The organism is Mycobacterium paraense, assembly GCF_002101815.1.
Taxonomy (GTDB): Bacteria; Actinomycetota; Actinomycetes; order Mycobacteriales; family Mycobacteriaceae; genus Mycobacterium; species Mycobacterium paraense.
Window position 1 is genome coordinate 134,040 of the sequence record NZ_LQPM01000008.1, and the last position, 16,784, is coordinate 150,823.

General features: G+C 69.3%; 16 protein-coding genes and 1 pseudogene. 10 read left to right on the forward strand and 7 right to left on the reverse strand.

Annotated features, from left to right (window positions below; genetic code table 11):
• Positions 1-57 precede the first annotated feature (57 nt).
• Genes AWB89_RS07375 through AWB89_RS07405 form a run of 7 tightly spaced genes read left to right on the forward strand, consistent with a single transcriptional unit; the run spans position 58 to position 6,472 of the window.
• On the forward strand, positions 58-1,197 hold the full coding sequence (locus tag AWB89_RS07375) for a virulence factor Mce family protein (protein ID WP_085098530.1): 1,140 nt from the start codon (positions 58-60) through the stop codon (positions 1,195-1,197).
• A complete protein-coding gene (locus AWB89_RS07380) occupies positions 1,191-2,741 on the forward strand; it encodes an MlaD family protein (RefSeq protein ID WP_085172565.1) in 1,551 nt (516 codons plus the stop codon). The genes AWB89_RS07375 and AWB89_RS07380 overlap by 7 nt, the downstream gene beginning before the upstream one ends.
• On the forward strand, positions 2,711-3,574 hold the full coding sequence (locus AWB89_RS07385) for an Mce protein (protein WP_372515355.1): 864 nt from the start codon (positions 2,711-2,713) through the stop codon (positions 3,572-3,574). The genes AWB89_RS07380 and AWB89_RS07385 overlap by 31 nt, the downstream gene beginning before the upstream one ends.
• Positions 3,571-4,560 carry an RDD family protein gene (locus AWB89_RS07390; RefSeq protein ID WP_085172567.1) on the forward strand — a complete coding sequence of 330 codons (990 nt, stop codon included), beginning with the start codon at positions 3,571-3,573 and terminating at the stop codon, positions 4,558-4,560. Before AWB89_RS07385 ends, AWB89_RS07390 begins: the two co-directional genes overlap by 4 nt.
• The gene (locus AWB89_RS07395) at positions 4,557-5,111 is read left to right on the forward strand and encodes a mammalian cell entry protein (RefSeq protein WP_085098539.1); all 555 of its coding nucleotides are present in this window, start codon (positions 4,557-4,559) and stop codon (positions 5,109-5,111) included. Before AWB89_RS07390 ends, AWB89_RS07395 begins: the two co-directional genes overlap by 4 nt.
• Entirely contained in the window at positions 5,078-5,791 is a 714-nt protein-coding gene (locus AWB89_RS07400) for a hypothetical protein (RefSeq protein WP_085172569.1), read from the forward strand. Before AWB89_RS07395 ends, AWB89_RS07400 begins: the two co-directional genes overlap by 34 nt.
• Before the next feature lie 3 nt (positions 5,792-5,794).
• Positions 5,795-6,472: a YoaK family protein gene (locus AWB89_RS07405; RefSeq protein ID WP_085172571.1), complete on the forward strand. Its 678-nt coding sequence runs from the start codon at positions 5,795-5,797 to the stop codon at positions 6,470-6,472.
• On the opposite strand, the gene AWB89_RS07410 is transcribed toward AWB89_RS07405, so the two are convergent.
• From AWB89_RS07410 to AWB89_RS07425, 4 genes are all read right to left on the reverse strand, one after another.
• A complete protein-coding gene (locus tag AWB89_RS07410) occupies positions 6,469-7,578 on the reverse strand; it encodes a phosphodiester glycosidase family protein (protein ID WP_142280217.1) in 1,110 nt (369 codons plus the stop codon). The genes AWB89_RS07405 and AWB89_RS07410 overlap by 4 nt on opposite strands.
• A 79-nt stretch (positions 7,579-7,657) precedes the next feature.
• The gene (locus AWB89_RS07415) at positions 7,658-9,052 is read right to left on the reverse strand and encodes a YhgE/Pip domain-containing protein (protein WP_085172575.1); all 1,395 of its coding nucleotides are present in this window, start codon (positions 9,050-9,052) and stop codon (positions 7,658-7,660) included.
• 36 nt (positions 9,053-9,088) lie between these two features.
• Complete coding sequence (locus AWB89_RS07420; protein ID WP_085172577.1) at positions 9,089-9,814, reverse strand: pirin family protein; 726 nt, start codon at positions 9,812-9,814, stop codon at positions 9,089-9,091.
• Between the two features lie 10 nt (positions 9,815-9,824).
• Positions 9,825-10,637, reverse strand: a complete 813-nt coding sequence (locus AWB89_RS07425) for a MarR family transcriptional regulator (protein ID WP_085172579.1) — start codon at positions 10,635-10,637, stop codon at positions 9,825-9,827.
• Between the two features lie 104 nt (positions 10,638-10,741).
• On the opposite strand from AWB89_RS07425, the gene AWB89_RS07430 reads away from it, so the two are divergent.
• Entirely contained in the window at positions 10,742-11,881 is a 1,140-nt protein-coding gene (locus AWB89_RS07430; RefSeq protein ID WP_174627816.1) for an NAD(P)H-dependent amine dehydrogenase family protein, read from the forward strand.
• Here AWB89_RS07430 and AWB89_RS07435 read toward each other — a convergent pair whose 3' ends face one another.
• On the reverse strand, positions 11,882-12,454 hold the full coding sequence (locus AWB89_RS07435) for a TetR/AcrR family transcriptional regulator (protein ID WP_085172744.1): 573 nt from the start codon (positions 12,452-12,454) through the stop codon (positions 11,882-11,884).
• Positions 12,455-12,561: 107 nt separating this feature from the next.
• Here AWB89_RS07435 and AWB89_RS07440 point away from each other — a divergent pair, with 107 nt between their 5' ends.
• Positions 12,562-13,431: an SDR family oxidoreductase gene (locus AWB89_RS07440; protein ID WP_085172583.1), complete on the forward strand. Its 870-nt coding sequence runs from the start codon at positions 12,562-12,564 to the stop codon at positions 13,429-13,431.
• Here AWB89_RS07440 and AWB89_RS07445 read toward each other — a convergent pair.
• Entirely contained in the window at positions 13,422-14,852 is a 1,431-nt protein-coding gene (locus AWB89_RS07445) for an alpha/beta hydrolase domain-containing protein (RefSeq protein ID WP_085172585.1), read from the reverse strand. The two genes, AWB89_RS07440 and AWB89_RS07445, sit on opposite strands and share 10 nt — an antisense overlap.
• Positions 14,849-15,974: pseudogene (locus AWB89_RS07450) on the reverse strand (sigma-70 family RNA polymerase sigma factor). Before AWB89_RS07450 ends, AWB89_RS07445 begins: the two are co-directional and overlap by 4 nt.
• Here AWB89_RS07450 and AWB89_RS07455 point away from each other — a divergent pair.
• Positions 15,922-16,761: an alpha/beta hydrolase gene (locus AWB89_RS07455; RefSeq protein ID WP_085172589.1), complete on the forward strand. Its 840-nt coding sequence runs from the start codon at positions 15,922-15,924 to the stop codon at positions 16,759-16,761. The pseudogene AWB89_RS07450 and the gene AWB89_RS07455 sit on opposite strands and share 53 nt — an antisense overlap.
• Positions 16,762-16,784: the final 23 nt, after the last annotated feature.

Here is a 16,784-nt window from a genome sequence, read left to right on the forward strand (position 1 = left end):
AATGGGCCGGGGAGGCGCGTGACGAGCGCTGGGCCGGTGAGTGCGATTGGTCGCCGGATGCGTCACCGGGCCTGGCAGGGGCTGGTGCTCGGGGTGGCCGCGCTGGTGCTGAGCTCGTGCGGATGGAAAGGGATCTCCAACGTGGCGATCCCGGGCGGCCCGGGCAGCGGCTCGGGCGCGATGACCATCTACGTGCAGATGCCGGACACGCTGGCGATCAACGGCAACAGCAAGGTGATGGTCGCCGACGTCTTCGTCGGCTCGATCAAGGCCATCAACCTGAAGAACTGGGTGGCCACGCTGACGCTGGGGATCGACAAGAACGTCAAGCTGCCGAAGAACGCGACGGCGAAGATCGGTCAGACCTCGCTGCTGGGTTCGCAGCACGTGGAGCTGGCGTCGCCGCCCAACCCGGTGGGGCAGCTCAAGGATGGCGACACCATCCCGCTGAAGAACTCGACGGCGTTTCCCACCACCGAGCAGACCCTGGCGAGCCTGTCGCTGATCCTGCGCGGCGGCGGCATCCCCAACCTGGAGGTGCTGCAGAACGAGGTCTTCAACATCTTCAACGGGCGCGGTAACCAGATCCGGGCCTTCCTGGGCAAGCTGGACACCTTCACCGACCAGCTGAATCAGCAGCGCGATGACATCACCCACGCCATCGACTCGACCAACCGGCTGCTGACCTACGTGGGCGGCCGGGCCGACGTGCTGGATCGGGTGCTGACCGACGTCCCGCCGCTGATCAAGCACTTCGCCGACACCAAGCAGCTGCTGATCAACGCCGTCGACTCGGTGGGACGGCTCAGCCAGGCCGCCGACCAGTATCTGTCGGAGGCGAGAGCCCCGCTGCACCAGGACCTGCAATCGCTGCAGTGCCCGCTCAAGGAGCTCGGCCGGGCGTCGCCCTACCTGATCGGGGCGCTGAAGCTGATCCTGACGCAGCCCTACGACATCGACACCATTCCGAAGCTCATGCGGGGCGACTACCAGAACATTTCGATCACCCTGGACGTCACCTACAGCTCGATCGACAACGCGTTCCTGACCGGAACCGGGTTGTCGGGGGCGCTGCGGGCGCTCGAGCAGTCGTACGGGCGGGACCCGGAGACGATGATCCCCGACGTCCGCTACACGCCGAACCCGAACGACGCGCCCGGCGGCCCCCTGGTGGAAAGGGCGGACAGGAATTGCTGACTCCTTTCATCAGACGCCAGCTGATCGCGTTCGGGATCCTGACCGTGGTCTCGATCCTGGTGCTCGGCGTGTACTACCTGCAGATCCCGAGCCTGGTGGGCATCGGCCGCTACACGCTCAAGGCGGACCTGCCCGCCTCGGGCGGCCTGTACCCGACGGCGAACGTGACGTACCGCGGCATCACCATCGGCAAGGTCACCGACGTTGAGCCCACCGAGTCGGGCGCGCAAGCGACGATGAGCATCGACAGCCGCTACAAGATCCCGACCGACGCCGTCGCGAACGTGCACTCGGTGTCGGCGGTCGGTGAGCAGTATCTGGACCTCGTGTCGACGGGCAATCCCGGCAAGTACCTCTCGTCCGGGCAAACGATCACCCGCGGCACGGTGCCCGCCGAGATCGGGCCCGCGCTGGACACCGCCAACCGGGGGCTGGCCGCCCTGCCGAAGGAGAAGATCGGCCAGCTGCTCGACGAGACCGCGCAGTCGGTCGGCGGGCTGGGCCCGGCGCTGCAACGGCTGGTCGACTCCACCCAGGCGATCGTCGGTGATTTCAAAACCCAGATCACCGACGTCAACGACATCATTCAGAACTCCGGGCCGATCCTGGACAGCCAGGTCAACTCCAACGCGGCGATCGAGCGTTGGGCGCGCAACCTGAACAACCTGTCCGCGCAGGCCGCGCGGGAGGACAGCCACCTTCGCAGCGTGCTGCGCCAGGCCGCGCCGACCGCCGACCAGGTCAACTCGGTGTTCAACGATGTGCGCGACTCGCTGCCGCAGACGCTGGCGAACCTCGAGGTCGTGTTCGACCTGCTCAAGCGCTACCACACCGGTGTGGAGCAGGTGCTGGTCTTCCTGCCCCAGGGCGCCTCGATCGCGCAGACGGTGGCCGCGCCGTTCCCGAACCAGGCCGCGCTCGACCTGGCGTTGTCGATCAACCAGCCCCCGCCCTGCCTGACCGGCTTCATTCCGGCGGCGGAGTGGCGGTCCCCGGCGGACACCAACCTGGCGCCGTTGCCGTCGGGCACCTACTGCAAGATCCCGATGGAGACCCCGGCCAACAGCGTGCGCGGATCGCGCAACATCCCGTGCACCGACATCCCGGGCAAGCGAGCGGCCACGCCGCGCGAGTGCCGTGACCCCAACCCGTACGTGCCGGCGGGCACCAACCCCTGGTACGGGGACCCGAACCAGATCCTGACGTGCCCCGCCCCCGCGGCGCGCTGCGACCAGTCGGTGCGGCCCGGCATGGTGATCCCGGCACCGTCGGTGAACAACGGCCTCAACCCCGCTCCGTCGGACCGGGTCCCAGGCACGCCGCCGCCGACCAGCGACCCGTTGTCGCGGCCGGGGAGCGGCACCGTGCAGTGCAACGGCCAGCAGCCCAACCCCTGTGTCTACACTCCGAGCGGGCCCCCGGCCGCCATCTACAGTCCGCAGAGCGGTGAACTGGTGGGGCCCGATGGGGTGAAATACTCCGTCGAGAACTCGACCAAAACAGGAGACGACGGATGGAAGGAGATGCTGGCGCCGGCCGGCTGAACCCCCCACCCATGCCGAGGTTTCGTCGACTGCGCAGGCCCTCCCAGAGATCCAGTCCGAAGAATCACCAGGAGCCGGCGGCTGCTGCCGAGGAGACCACCCTCGAGGCGACGGCCGAGGATTCGACCGAATCCGAGGACGGAACCGAGCGGACCAGCCCGGAGGCGACGGCCGAGGATTCGACCGAATCCGAGGACGGAACCGAGCGGACCAGCCCGGAGGCGACGGCCGAGGAGCCGGAGGCGGCGGAAGCCGAAGCGACGGCGCCGGCGGCGATCGACGCGCCGGAACCGCAAGGCGAAGCCACCGCTGCGGCCGCCGGTATCGAGCGCCGTCCGTCACGCATGGGTCGCTGGTGGCTCTCCGGCATTGCGGCGGCACTCGTCCTGTTGGCCGCCGGCCTCGGCGCGGGCGGCTACTTTGCCCTGCGCTACCACCACCAAAGCCAAGTAATCGCCCGCAACGACGCCGCGGCGCTCAAGGCGGCGGTGGATTGTGTGTCGGCGACTCAGGCCCCGGACACCAATGCGATGGTCCAGAGCGAACAGAAGATCATCGAGTGCGGCACGGACGCGTACCGCTCCCAGGCGCTGCTGTACACGAACATGATCGTTCAGGCCTACCAGGCCGCCAACGTCCACGTTCAGGTGTCCGATGCGCGCGCGGCGGTGGAGCGTAACAACGACGACGGCACGGTCGACGTGCTCGTCGCGATGCGCGTGAAGGTGTCAAGCGACCAGTCGCAAAAGGAAACCGGCTACCGCCTGCGGGTGCGGATGGCATTCGCCGAAGGGCAGTACCGGATTTCCAAGCTCGACCAGGTGACGAAGTGACGGTGGTGGTCGAGGAGATCCAGGCTCGGACTGAAACCACGGTGGCCGTACCGGAGTCACCGCGGGATGCCCTGGCCCCCTGGCCAATTCGAGCGGCCGCGTTCGCCGTCGACGTCCTGCCATGCGTCGCCGTGGCCACGACGATGGCGTTGGTCGCCTGGACCGTGGCCGCGCAGTCCGCTTGGTGGTGGGTGTGTGTCTCGGTCGGCGGGCTGGCGATCCTGCTGATGTTGGCCGACCGGTTGCTGCTGCCGACCCTGACCGGCTGGAGCCTGGGACGTGGCCTGTTCGGAATCGCGGTGGTGCGCAGCGACGGCACGACCATCGGGCCGTGGGGGCTGCTGCTGCGCGACCTGGCCCACCTGCTCGACACCGCATCGGTGGTGGGATGGCTTTGGCCGCTGTGGGATTCGCGGCGCCGCACCTTCGCCGACATGCTGCTGGGCACCGAAGCGCGCCGCGTCGAACCCGACGACGAGGCGCTGGCAAAGTGGCGGCGCTGGACCACGGTGGCGGTGCTGATCGCGACGGCGGTGTGCCTCGCCGGGGTCGCCGTGGGCTACCTGGTGGTGTACTCCCGCGATCGGGCGAGCGATCACAGCAGGGCGCAGATCGAGGCGCAGGGCCCCAAGATGGTCGCGCAGATGCTGACGTACGACCCGAAGTCGTTGCGCGACGACTTCGCTCGCGCCCGGTCGCTGGCGACCGACAAGTACCGAGGCCAGCTGGCGGCGCAGCAGGACGTGGTCCAGAAGGGCAATCCCGTCATCAACGAGTACTGGCCCACCGACTGGTCGGTGCAATCGGTCACGCCGGATCGCGCGACGATGCTGCTGTTCCTGCAGGGGCGGCGCGGCGCGGGGTCCGACGAGCGCTACATCAGCGCGACCGTTCGGGTGGAATTCGCCAAGGGCGCGGACGCGCATTGGCGCGTTGACGACCTCGCCGTGCTGACCAAGCCGAAACCGCCGGGAAGCGGAAAATGAGCCCCCGCCGCAAGTTTGAGCCCGGCGAGGAGTCGCTGCTCGTGGCGCGCCCGGCGCCGCCGTCGCGACCGTGGTGGATGCCGGCCGTCGGCGCGGGCGCCGCGGTGCTGATGATCGTGTCGATCGCGGCATGCACGCTGATGCTGATTTCCCACGAACGCCGGGCGCGCGTCGCGTCGAAGGAGCGCGAGGTGCTCGCCTACGTGGGCGGGTTCATGACCCAGTTCACCTCCATCGACCCGTATCACGCCAACGACTATGTGAACCGGATATTGGCCCAGGCGACAGGCGATTTCGCCAAGCAGTACCACGAGAAGGCAAACGAGATCCTGCTGCAGGTCGCCCGGGCCGAACCCGCGACCGGCACCGTCCTGGGCTCCGGCCTGGAGCGGTGGAACGACGACGGCAGCGCCACGGTGATGGTGGCCACCGACGTGACCTCCAAGTCGCCGGACGAAAAGCAGGTATTCGACAACACGAATCGTTGGACGGCAACCGTCACGCAGGAAGGGAATCAGTGGAAGATCAGCAACCTGCTGCAGGTGACCTGACCGCCGACGCGGAAGAGACCGAAGAATCCTCGGGCGAGGACGCGGCTGAGACCGGCGAAAGCTCCGACGAGGCAACGGAATCCGCAGGCGTCGCCGACGCGGCCACGCCGGACGAGGAAGAGGCGGGGACGGGCGCCAAAGCAAAGCGGCGCCGGCGCAAGATCCTGGCCGGCAAGCGGCTCGCCATCGCGATCGCGTTGGCCGCCGTGCTGTTCGTCGGTTCCGCGGCGTTCGCGGGTGCGGCGGTGCAGCCGTACCTCAGCGACCGCGCCACGGCCGCAACAAAGCTGAAGGTGGCGCGCACCGCGGCCAACGCCATCACGACGCTGTGGACCTATACCCCGGAGAACATGGACGGCCTCGCCGACCGCGCGGCGGCCTACCTCAGCGGTGACTTCGAGGCCCAGTACCGAAAGTTCGTCGACGCGATCGTCGGGCCCAACAAGCAGGCCAAGGTGACCAACAGCACCGAAGTCACCGGCGCGGCGGTCGAATCGCTGGACGATCCGAACGCGATCGTCATCGTGTACACCAACACCACCTCCACCAGCCCGCTGACCAAGAACATCCCGTCGCTGAAATACCTGTCCTACCGGCTGTTCATGAAGCGGGTAGGCAGCCGCTGGCTGGTGACGAGGATGACCACCATCACCTCGCTGGACCTGACCCCGCAGGTCTAGCCCGTGCCCGTCGCGTCGCCGGTCTCCGAACGCTCGACCGTCGCGGCGCTGCTGTTGTTGACGTTTGCCACCGGCCTGGCCGACGCGATCAGCATCCTGGTCCTCGGCCACGTCTTCGTGGCGAACATGACCGGCAACGTCATCTTCCTCGGCTTCTGGCTGGCACCCAGAACCAACATCGACCTGACCGCGGTCGTGGTGGCCCTGCCGACGTTCGTCTGCACGACGATCGTCAGCGGCCGGTTGGCGCGGCATTTCGGCGAGCGGGTGCGGCCGTGGGTAACGACCGTGCTGGCAACCGAAATCGCGTTGTTGGTCACGTTGTCGGTCCTGGCGGGCGCCGGCGTGCTGCACTACCACGACAACACCAAGCTGATCATGATCGGCCTGCTCGCGGTGACGTTCGGCCTGCAGCACTCGAGCGCGCGCCAGTTCGGGATCCAGGAACTGTCCACCACGGTGCTGACGTCGACGATCGTCAGCCTCGGCCTGGACAGCCACCTCGCCGGCGGGACCGGCGCCCGCGAAAAGCTGCGCTTCAGCGTGGTTTTCACGATGTGCGCCGGCGCCCTGGTCGGCGCGACGATGTCACGGTTCGTCGTCGCGCCGGTGTTCGCGGTCACGGCGGCGGTCGTCGCGGCGAGCCTGCTGATCTTCCGCTTCGGGCCCGCCGACGGCTAGTTGAAGGCCAGCCAGCTCGGCAGCGCCCGTTCGTGGGAGTCGCACAGCACCTGGCGGGTGTCGCACGAGCCGCGCGGTGACCCGGCGCCGGCCCACATGCCGCCCGTGTCGCGCCGGAGCACGATGGCCGACGACCCGCCGCCGTCGAGCAGCACGGCGGTGTCGCTGCCCAGGCCGCGGAACAGGTCCTGGATGTTGTCCGGGGTGTAGCTGCCGCCCTCGAAGACGTACATTTCGTCCCGCTGCTTCACGTAGGCGAGGGCCGTCCGCGCCGCGCTCGGACCGCCGTCGTTGAGCTGGCCGGTCTTGCCGGGGGACAGCAGGCCGATCCCCGATACCGCGACGAACCGCTCGTTGCGGTTCAGCAGGTCCGCGACCACCGGGGTGGCGACGTCGTAATCCTGTGGGTTCTTGGCGCGCAACATATACGGCGCGCCACCGGCCGGCAGGATCATTGTCGACAGGGCGCTCCAGCTCTCGCCCCCGCCGGAGAGGCCCTGCTTGCCCGGATACGCGACGGTGCCGGTGACCGCCTGGTTCGCCCGGCCCTGGCCGTGGGTGTTGTCGACGAAGGCGCCCAGCGGGGAACTGCAGCCGGTCTGGCGCCAGGAGCCGGCCTTCTGCGGCCGGATGTCGAAGAAGTTCGCGTTGATCGCGATCGTCGGCTGCCCCAGCCGCTGCCAGGCCTGCAGCGGCGTGTAGACCTCGGACGCCTGCCACAGCCCCTCGCCGGTGCGGGCGCCGGGATTGTTTTCGCAGCGGGCCTGGTCGCCCTGGTGGGTATCCACCAGCAGGTGCGGCGCGAGCCGTCCCGCCGCGTTCTTGATGACCATCAGGTGGCCGCCGTTGTTCATCTCATACCAGCTGCCACCGGCGTTGAGCATCGGCGTCGGGTGGCCGGGGCCGAAGTTATAGACGAGGTAGGAGCCCCTGGTGGTCTCGATGGCATTGGCCAGCAGGTCGCGCCCGTCGGCGGCGCGGGCGACGGGTTGGCCGGTGGTGCACGCCAGCACGGCGCACGCGGCCACCGCGGCGCAGCAGGCCGCCAGCCGGCGCAGGCTGGCAAGGGGCGTCAGCACGGTGGACCTTTCGGCACTGATGGCTATGCAACATTAATACCATCAGTCACAACAGTCACACTGTCAACTTAGATAACGAACGCGTGACGCTTGGGCCGCGCTCGAATTACGTTTGCTCGCTTGAACTTTCGCTCTCGGCGTCGGCCTGGCTCTCCGCGGCGTTCTCCCGCTTGCTGACGCGGGCCTGGTGCTCCGCCTGGTGTTGCGCGGCGATCGCCAGTTCGACCGCCCCCGGGATGCGGTGGAAGCCCTGGCGGTCGTAGAGCTTCGTGACGATGCCGCCCAGCAACAGCCCGATCACCAGGCCGATCGCCGTCAACCAGAGTGCTTGGGACAGGCCGGAATCGGCCCGGCCATCGAGGTAGACCAGCGACCGCACGCCCAGGAAGACCTGGTGCATCGGCTCGAATTCGGCCAGCCAGCGGAAGAACTGCGGCGTGGCCTCTAGGGGGACGGTGGCGCCCGCGGACGGCAGCCCGAGGATCACGAAGATCAGCATGCTGACGAGCAGGCCCATCGAGCCCAGCACCGACAATATGGAGCTCGACGTGATGCCCACCGCGATGATGGCGAACACCCCGAACGCCCACAGTTGCCAGCCGAGCGGAATGGGCATGCCGAGCCCGTGCGCGATGGCGAGGTAGACCGCCGAGGTCAGCAGCGCCAGCGCCACCATGATGGCCCATTTGAGCAGCAGCGTCTGGAATCTCGAGATCCGGACCTGTTCGGCGAATCGGTACACCGGGCCCCATTCCGCGGGCACATAGCCGAGCAGCGCGTCCACCAGCGTGCTGACCACGACGCTGCCGGTGAAACCCGCGAGCAGCAGCAGCAGCGCGAAATAGAAGGCCGACAACCCATTACCGGTGCCGTTGGGCAGCGGGTTGTACACGTTCGCCTTGACCTCGATCGGATTGGCCAGCCCCAGCGCCGACGCGCCGGTCAGCGGCGCGCCGCCGGTCTGCGCCGCGACATCGGCCGTAAGTCGTTGCCCCACTTTGCCATTGGCCACGGCCATCGCCTGGGTGAGGGTTTGTCCCGCGATGCTGGATCCGAGCGTGCCGGCGCGCGGGTTCGTCGAGATCGTCACCGACGGCCGGGTGACGCGGCCGGGCGTGACGGCGCCGGCCCCGTATTCGTGCAGGTTGGACGAGAAGGTCGGCGGAATGACCAGCTCCCCGTAGACCTGGGCGGTGTCCAGCAGCCGCTGGGCGGCGTCGTGGGACACCACCCGGACGTCGAACTTGTCCTTGTCGAGCCCGGCGACCATGCCGTCGGCGATCTGCGCCCCGAACGGCCCGGCGTCCTCGTTGACCACGGCGACGGGAAAGTGCCGCAGGTTGGTCATCGGGTTGAGGATGCCGCCGAGGTACAGCGCGCACAGCGCCGACATCAGCGCCAGCGTCACGACGATGGGCAGTGCCCAGAACCGGACGGTCCGAACTGCCTTGATATTCCGCTTGGGGTTGGGCGCCGCGTGCCGCGGCTGCGATTGAGACATGCGGGCTCCTGTCTGTCGTGCCCACTCTATGTGGTCTCAGCCGCCCAACCGTGCATGCATCTCCCAGATCACCAGCTCCGCCGGCTCCGTCGCTGTGACGCGCGTCCCGTCGGTGTCGGTGCACCGGACGGCATCGCCCTCGTCAAGGTCGCCGATTTCGTCCGCGCCGACCCGGCCCCGCGCGACGAATACGTGCAGGTAGGGCGCCCGCGGCAGGTCCACCGAGTCGCCGGGCCGTAGCCGCGTACCGTGCAGGGCGGCGGCGCGGTTGTGCAGCGTGATGGCCGCCTCGACGCCGGGAATGCCTGAGGCGATGGTCACAAGCCCGCCCGACAGCTCCTCGCCACCGATCTCGTGCTGCTGGTAGCTCGGTGTGATGGCCGTCTCGTCGGGGACCACCCACATCTGCACGAAATGGACTGGCTCCGTGGGGGAGTCGTTCTTCTCCGAGTGCAGGATGCCGCTGCCCGCCGACATGCGTTGGGCCAGCCCGGGATAGATGACCCCGTGGTTGCCGGTGGAGTCCCGGTGGGTCAGCTCGCCGCGCAGCACCCAGGTCACGATCTCCATGTCGCGGTGCGGGTGCGTGCCGAATCCCGTTCCGGGCGCGACGATGTCGTCGTTGTTGACCAGGAGCAGCCCGTGGTGGGTGTTGTCGGGGTCGTAGTGGTCGCCGAACGAGAACGAATGCCGCGACTTCAGCCAGGACGTCGTGGTCACGGTCCGATCGGCCGCACGCCGGATCTCGACTGTTGCGGGCATGGGATCCAGCCTAGGCCAACATCGCCTGCGCTCGCCGCAGCGCGGCATCCAGCGCGGCCAGCGTCAGCCCGCTCGAGTGACCCAGGTGGATCTCGATCTGGTATTCCGGCTGGCCGTCCTGGCCGAAGATCGGCAGCACGACGAATTCCGTTGTCGCCAGCTCGGTTTCGAGCGTGCCGGTGACGGACTGCAGCGTCACCATGGTCATCAGGGTGGTGAGCTGGCGGGTCACCCGGGCGGTCGGCTCCAGCGACGCCAGCACGTCGGCCAGGCGGTGGTGCAGCGAGGAGTGGGTGTCGTCGAACCGCCACGCCCCGTAGCCGCGGGCCCGGATGTCGGCGAGCACCCGCAGCTGCTGGGCGATTTCGGCGCGCGTCAGCCGCGGCCGGACGCGGTGCAGCCAGCCCTCGACGAAGTCGTCGTCGCGCCACGCCATGGCGACCAGGCCGAACGGCGGGTCGATCGGGAAGCGCTGACCGACGGCGTGTTCGCCGTCGGTGCCGTGACCGACCGTGTCGACGGTGGTCAGGTGGCGGTCGGTGATCCTCGACATCGAGCAGCCGGCGCCCAGCGCGTCGTGGAGGAAGCGCAGCGCGTCGCGCCCCCGGTCCAGCAGCGGGAACTGCGCGCGCAGCCCGTGCACCAGGCCGAACAAGCCGCTGCCCAGCACGTAGCGGCGGTCCTCCCGGCGCGCCACCCAGGCGCGCCGCTCCAGTTCGGCCAGCAGCAGGGCGCAGGTCGAGGTGCTGATCCGGCAGGACTTCGCCAGCTCCGCCGAGGTGAGCCCGTGCGGTGAATCCGCCAGTGCCGCAAGCACATCCATCACGCGGGCGGTGGGCGGTGACTTGGCGGTTGACTCACCCACGCGCCGCTCCTTACGATCCGTCCAAAATCCCAGGATAGTAGTCCTAATATTAGGAGAACATGGTGTTGAAGGTGGGAGTTTGGGGGCCGGGTTCCATGGGGGTCATCGCCCTGCGCGGCGTCATCGACCACCCGGAGCTGGAGCTGGTTGACCTCGTCGTGCACAGCGACGCCAAAGCGGGCCGCGACGCCGGCGAGCTGTGCGGGACCGCGCCGGTGGGTGTCGTTGCCACGCAGGACCCGGCGCCGATGCTCGCCGGTGATGCCGACGCGGTGGTGTACGCCGCCGGTGCCAACCTGCGGCCGCTCGATGCCATCGAGGACATGGCGTCCATCCTGCGGTCCGGCAAGAACGTGGTGTCGTGTTCGGTGGTGCCGCTGGTGTTTCCCGATGCCCTCGACGGGGCGTTCACCGATCCCCTGCGGCGGGCCGCGCTGGACGGCGGGGTGTCGTTCTTCACCACCGGCATCGACTCCGGGTTCGCCAATGACGTGCTGCCGCTGGTGCTCTCGGGTGTGTCCCGCGTCATCGAGTCGGTGCGGGTGACCGAGATGTTCAACTACGCCACCTACCCGGACCGCGCCGCGGTCTACGAGATCCTCGGCTTCGGCAAGCCGCCGGAATACCAGGCCTTCGCGGCCCAGCCGGGGATCTTCACCTTCGGCTGGGGCCCCGTGCTGCATCAGCTGGCCGCCGGGTTGGGCGTCAAGATCGACAACATCGAGGAGAGCAACGAACGCCTCCCCGCCGCCGAGTCCTTCGACACGCCCACGGGCCACATCGGGGCGGGAACGATCGCGGCCATGCGCTCCACCCTGACCGGGCACGTCGGGGGGAAGCCGACTTTCGTTCTCGATCACGTGACGCGAATGCGCGACGACATCGCCCCGGACTGGCCCCAACCCCACATCTGTATCCCTCCAAAGGATCTCGGCTACGGCGCGGCGTCGGGGCGCGGCCTGTATCGGGTCGAGATCGAGGGCTCCCCGAGCATGCGTTGCGAATTCGAGATGGCCGAGGACCACGACCACGACCTCGGCGCGCGCATCGCCGGCGCATCGCGGATGGTCAACGCCGTCCCCGCGGTGTGCGCTGCGCCGCCCGGCCTGCTGTCGGCGCTGGATCTGCCGCTGATCACCGGGGCCGGTCTGGTCCGTCCGGTGCAGGGGCCCCCACCCGACAGCCGGTTGTTCTCCGGCTAGTTACCGCGCGGCCGGCAGCAGGGCGATGAGCGTGTCGATGAGTTGCTCGGCGTCGGTGTGCCATTTGTCCCAGACCAGGTGGCCGCTCAACTCCAGGCCCGTGATGCCGTGGGCACCGGTCAGCAGCAACGCCCCGTAGCGGCGCGCCCGCTTGGCGCCGACGATGCGGCCCACCAGATCCAGGAACAGATCCTGCGCCCGCTCGGCCGCGCGGGCCACCGCGGTGGGATCTCCCGCGGGCGTGGTGAACATCAGGCGGTACAGGTGCGGCCGGGTCCGGCCGACGGCGACAAACGCGAGCAAGGCGGCGCGCAGCGACTGCTCGGGCGGGTCGTCGCCACCGACCAGGACTTCGAGCGCGTCACCCAGTTCGCTCCACGCCTTCGTGGCGAGGGCGGTGAGCAGGGCGTCCTTGTCGGCGAAGTGGCGGTAGGGCGCCGAGCGCGAAACGCCGGTGCGCGCGCCCACTTCGCGCAGCGTGACCGCTTCGGGTCCGCCGAGGTCCAGCAGCACCTCAGCGGCGTCAAGGAGCGACCGGCGAGTCGCCGCGGCGGCCTCTGATCGTGTCGCCATCCGCAGAAGCATAGGCGCCCGCCGTTTGAGTTGACACCGTCAACAAAGCTGCTAGATTTCTGTTGACGTTGTCAACTCAACGTCTCGACCTCACGATGGAGATGGTTATGACTGCTGCGAACGACCCCGAACGGCGCGAGCTCGTCGTCGTCACCGGCGCCTCGGCCGGCATGGGCGCGGCCACCGCGCGGGAATTGGCGCGCCGCGGCTTCCACGTGCTGGCCGGCGTCCGTCGTGAGGTCGACGCGGATGCGTTGCGGGCCGAGGGGATTGAGCCCCACCTCCTCGACATCACCGAGGAATCCGACGTGGCGGCGATCGCCGACCGGGTCGCCCGCGATCCGATGCGCCGGCCTTTGCGCGCGCTGGTCAACAACGCCGGGATCGCCGTCAACGCGCCGGTGGAGACGCTGCCGCTGGACGAATGGCGCCGGCAATTCGAGGTGAATCTCTTCGGTCACATCGCGATGACGCAGGCGCTGTTGCCCGCCCTGCTGCGCAGCTGCGGCACCGTCGTCAACATCAGCTCGGTCGGCGGGCGGGTGGCGCTGTCGACGTACGGCGCCTACGCGGGTTCGAAGTTCGCGCTGGAGGCCGTCAGCGACGCCTTGCGGCGCGAGGTCGCCCAGTTCGGCGTCAAGGTCGTCGTCGTCGAACCCGGCGGGGTGAAGACGGAGATCACCGAGCGTGGAATCGCCACCGCCGATCGGCTCAGCGCCGCAATGACCGCCGACCAATGGGACCGCTATGGCGATCTGGCCGAGGCCGCCAAGGCGCAGGCCCGATCGTTCACCGCGGCGGGCGTGACGGCCGAGCGCGCCGCGCGGGTGATCGCCAAGGCGGCCACGGCATCTCGGCCCCGCACCCGTTACACCATCGGGCGTGACGCCGCCGTCCTGGTGCGGGTGGCCCGCCTGACCTCAGACCGGCTGCTCGACCGGATGCTGCGGCTCAACCTTCGGCCGCACTACGCGTGAGCGTCGGCGCGGGGATACGTCGCGGCGGCGAGTTCGAGGATTTCGGGGCGATCGGCCGGCAGGATGAATCCCGAGCCGATCGCCCCGTCCAACGCCGCGGTGAAGCCCTCGAGGTATTGCTCGGCCCCGCCCGGATAGAGCCGGTCCAACGTGGCGGCGTCGAACGGCTCGCCCGAGCCGAAGATCGCGGCCATCAGGCTCTCCTCGCCGGCCCCCGAGCTGGGCAGGCCGGAGGTCCGGGCGATCGGAACGTCCACCCACGGCGTCCGGACGCCGCCGCACGCGACGCCGTTGGGGTCCAGGACGGCCCGCGGCGGGTCGCCGTCACGCACCTCGATCGGCGGCGCTGCCGGCGCCGGCTCGCCGGTCCGCACCCAGGTGTGCAGCGCGGCGATCGCCGCCTGCACCACGTAGTGGTGCTGCGGCGCGAAGTTGATGTAGTGGCCCAGCTGCTGGCCCATGAGCGTCTTGGTCGGCGCGTAGGCCGCCACGACGGCATCGAGCGGCGCCGAGCCGTCGTCGATCGGCGCCACCTGGATCGTGTAGTTGTCGGCGTGCGCGGCGCCCGCGATCTCCCAGACCCGCAGCCATTGGTCGTCGGGCTGCCTGGCGAGGTAGTAGCCGTGCCGGGGCCCGCCGAGCAGGTCGGTCTCGGTGATGATCGTGACCAACGGGACGCCCAGGTCGGTGCGGAACGCGACCGCGTCGGGCGAGGCGGCCTGCGATTCGTCGAAGATGGAAGCGCCGTCCAGCGGCGCCGCCGAGGCGAACCGGGAATGCACCAAATAGCCGTCGTAGCTTCGGGTGAGCGGAGCGACGGCGTTGACGTAGGTGGTCAGAAACATCGCGGATTGCGACTCGCCCACGGCGATCACGTGGCGCACGCTCAGGTCGCCCAGCGCGCCGTGGCGGACCAGCTCGCCGATCTGGGAAAAGATGTCGTAGGAGAACTCGTCGCCGGGGTGGTGCAGCGCCGCATACCGGCCCGGGTCCTGGCTCTTCAGCGACATGTCGAAGCCGAGCATGCTGGCGCCGCCGCCCTCCACTCCCACCCGCTGGGCCGAGACCGCGACGTAGGCGTAGCCCGCGCGCAGGATCTCGCGGTGGGCCATCATCCACACCGCCGGGGCGTCGATGCCGCCGCTGACATTGAGCCATTCGACGAGCACGGTGCCGTTGAAATCGGAGCGCCGCGCGGGGGTCAGCGCCACGATCCGCGTCGTGTATTCGGCGGTGCCGCTGGGCGTTACGTCCCACCGGCCGTCGGCGCCCAACTCGGCGGCGGGCGCGTAGGACGAGGCCGTGCCGGAGACGAAGAATTCCTCGGCGACGTAGCCGGCGGCGGCGATGTCGAAGGCGCCCAGCAACAGCAACGGTGTGCCGGGCGCGGGCGCGACGAGCGGGCGATGCGGCGTCGTCACAGCGAACTCGGGAGCCCGAACTTTTCGAACAGGGCGTCGTCGAGGAACGCCACCACGTGCGACACCCGACCGTCCCGCACGTCGAGCACGTGCAGCTGGAACGGCACGTGCACGTCGCCGGCGCGCATGTACATGGCCGCGCCGAGCTGGCCGTTGGCCACCAGCGGGAGCAGGCGCATGTCCCCGGGGTGCTCGGCGGGGCACTGCTGGTGAATGAGCGTGACGATGTCCCGCGGCCCCTGGTACCAGCCGGCGTAGGGCGGCATCTCCCAGACCGCCTCCGCGGTGAACAGCTCCACCAGCCGGTCGATGTCATAGGCCTCCAAGGCGGCGATGTAGCGGTCCAGCAGGTCCTGCGCCTCGGGCGAATCCGGCGGCGTCAGCCGGTCGCCGGAGCTGGGCTGGACGGCCTCGAGCTGGGTGCGGGCCCGCTGCAGCAGGCTGTTGACGGCGGTGGTGGTGGTGCCGATCGCCGCGGCCACCTCGGCGGCCTTCCACTGCAGCACGTCGCGCAGCAGCAGCACCGCCCGCTGCCGGGGCGAAAGGTGTTGCAGCGCCGCGACAAAGGCCAACCGCACCGACTCCCGAGACCCGACGATGACCGACGGGTCCGCCGGGTCGTCCGACAGCTCCGGCAGCGGCTCCAGCCAGGGCACCTCACGGCGCTCGACCAGCTCCGCCGTCGGGTCCGAGCTGGGCGCCCCCAAGCCGGTGGGCAACGGGCGCCGCTCGCGGCCCTCCAGCGCCGTCAGGCAGGTGTTGGTCGCGATGCGGTGCAACCACGTCCGCATCGAGGACCTGCCCTCGAACCGGTCGTAGGCCTTCCAGGCCCGCAGCAGCGTCTCCTGCACCAGGTCCTCGGCGTCGTGCAGCGACCCGGTCATCCGGTAGCAGTGCGCGAGCAACTCGCGCCGGTACGGCTCGGCGTCGGCCGAGAAGTCCCCGCCGACCGCCGGGTCGGCGTCGACGTTTCCGGATTTTTCGGTGAGCAGCCTCACCCGGATGAGCCTACGCAGTGTCTCCGACAGAGTCTTTATTTAGCCCCACCCCCCGAGCCACTACGCTGCCCATGATGACTACGCGCACTGAACGGACCTTCGACGGCGTCGGCGGCGTGCGCATCGTCTACGACGTCTGGACGCCCGACACCGCGCCGCGGGCGGTGGTCGTGCTGTCGCACGGCCTCGGCGAATACGCCCGCCGCTACGACCACGTCGCGCAGTGTTTCGGCGACGCGGGGCTGGTCACCTACGCGCTGGACCACCGCGGGCACGGCCGCTCCGGCGGCAAGCGCATGCTGGTGCGGGACATCTCCGAGTACACGACGGATTTCGACACCCTTGTCCGCATCGCCACCCGCGAGCACCACGGCCTCAAATGCATCGTGCTCGGGCACAGCATGGGCGGGGGGATCGTCTTCGCCTACGGGGTCGAACGCCCGGACAACTACGACCTGATGGTGCTCTCGGCGCCGGCGGTGGCGGCCCAGGAGCTGGTGTCGCCGCTGATGGTGCTCGCGGCCAAGGTGCTCGGCGTCGTCGTGCCCGGCCTTCCGGTGCAGGACCTCGACGTCGACGCCATCTCCCGGGACCCGGCGGTGGTGGCGGCCTACAACGCCGATCCCCTGGTGTATCACGGCAAAGTTCCCGCCGGCGTGGGGCGCGCGCTGCTGCAGGTCGGCGAGACCATGCCGCAGCGGGCGCCGGCGTTGACCGCGCCGCTGCTGGTGGTGCACGGCTCCGACGACCGGCTCATCCCCGTCGACGGGAGCCGCCGGCTGGTCGAATGCGTGGGGTCGACCGACGTCGAGCTGAAGGTGTACCCCGGGCTGTACCACGAGGTCTTCAACGAGCCGGAGCAGCGGCAGGTGCTCGGCGACGTCGTCTCGTGGATCACCGCCCGGCTCTGAGCGGCCGTCGGCGGACTGTCGTC

Excerpts from the sequence above, each read along its gene's own strand:
- AWB89_RS07455 (WP_085172589.1), top strand. The coding sequence starts at position 15,922 with ATGATGACTACGCGCACTGAACGGACCTTCGACGGCGTCGGCGGCGTG.
- AWB89_RS07385 (WP_372515355.1), top strand. The coding sequence starts at position 2,711 with ATGGAAGGAGATGCTGGCGCCGGCCGGCTGAACCCCCCACCCATGCCG.
- AWB89_RS07375 (WP_085098530.1), top strand. The coding sequence starts at position 58 with ATGCGTCACCGGGCCTGGCAGGGGCTGGTGCTCGGGGTGGCCGCGCTG.
- AWB89_RS07415 (WP_085172575.1), bottom strand. The coding sequence starts at position 9,052 with ATGTCTCAATCGCAGCCGCGGCACGCGGCGCCCAACCCCAAGCGGAAT.
- AWB89_RS07395 (WP_085098539.1), top strand. The coding sequence starts at position 4,557 with ATGAGCCCCCGCCGCAAGTTTGAGCCCGGCGAGGAGTCGCTGCTCGTG.
- AWB89_RS07435 (WP_085172744.1), bottom strand. The coding sequence starts at position 12,454 with ATGGCGACACGATCAGAGGCCGCCGCGGCGACTCGCCGGTCGCTCCTT.
- AWB89_RS07440 (WP_085172583.1), top strand. The coding sequence starts at position 12,562 with ATGACTGCTGCGAACGACCCCGAACGGCGCGAGCTCGTCGTCGTCACC.
- AWB89_RS07425 (WP_085172579.1), bottom strand. The coding sequence starts at position 10,637 with ATGGATGTGCTTGCGGCACTGGCGGATTCACCGCACGGGCTCACCTCG.
- AWB89_RS07420 (WP_085172577.1), bottom strand. The coding sequence starts at position 9,814 with ATGCCCGCAACAGTCGAGATCCGGCGTGCGGCCGATCGGACCGTGACC.